At 57.7% G+C, this 1030-nt stretch carries 1 protein-coding gene; it reads left to right on the plus strand.

Features of this window, described 5'->3' with window-relative positions:
* Positions 1 to 519: 519 nt before the first annotated feature.
* Positions 520 to 1030, plus strand: a 511-nt coding sequence (locus D6877_RS15045) for a hypothetical protein (RefSeq protein WP_178083689.1), incomplete at its 3' end; no start/stop codon positions are given.

The raw sequence follows: 1030 nt of genomic DNA on the forward strand, positions 1-1030 counted from the left end.
ACGAAGACCTGCTGGCCAACGCCTGCGAAACCCTCGCCTCCGCCAAAACCATCGCTCAGGAATTCGCCGGACTGGTCAAGCCATCCCAGCGCCGGACGCTGATGGGGATTGCGCAGTTGATCATGCTCGGGGAATTGGCGGTGAATCGGGTGCTGGATAATCTGGAGATGCCGGGGTAATGCGGGCCGGCTGAACTATGCTGTGGCCGCTGCCGGCCCCTTCGCGAGCAGGCTCGCTCCCACAATTGGTCTTGGTGGGACACAAATTCTGCGACGTTTGAAGATGCTGTGAGAGCGAGCTTGCTCGCGAAGGCTGAGTATCAGTCACTGAGATGTCGACTGAAAAACCGCATTCGCGGGCAGGTTCACTCCCACAGGGCATTGCATCCGCAGCGACCTACCATTCGTCGCAAAAGCACCCTCCACTGTCAGATCTGACAGTAGCCAACTTCCCCCGCCCGGTATCTGATGTCTCCATCCCGGCCAGCCCTCTCTGGCCGTCTCATCAGGAAGGTGTGCCATGGAAAAGACGCAACCCGACAACACGGTCATGACGCTGTATCCGGTGATAATTCCTGTTGCCACCAAGAACGTGATCACTGACCCGCCGGCAGAGCCACCGACAGTCGCCTATGGCTTGCCGTTGAAGGTATTCACGGACCTCACGCGCGATGAAATCAACGCCGCTGGTGTACAGGTGGTGGTCGATCCGCCTGCGGATGTTGATCAATATGCAAGTATCAGACTCTTCGTCAACGGTGAGCAAAGTGGCGTTCCACAACCAGTCATCAACGAGCGAATGACCTTTACCGTGTTCCAGAGGGCACTTCACGACGGCGTCATCAACAAAATCCAATACATTCTGGAAAACGTCGCCGGCAATGACAGCAAATCCATCGAAGCGTGGGCGCTCTACAACGACACGTTGCCCGGCGGCAATGATGTCCCTGGTACCGGTGATCATCCGGGGCTGCTAATCAGTCTGCCCGAAGGGCTCGGCAACCCGGCGGTGATTGACAAGGATCAGGCCG

Origin of the sequence: Pseudomonas sp. Sample_9 (assembly GCF_004307535.1) — a bacterium.
Lineage (GTDB): Bacteria > Pseudomonadota > Gammaproteobacteria > Pseudomonadales > Pseudomonadaceae > Aquipseudomonas > Aquipseudomonas mercuritolerans.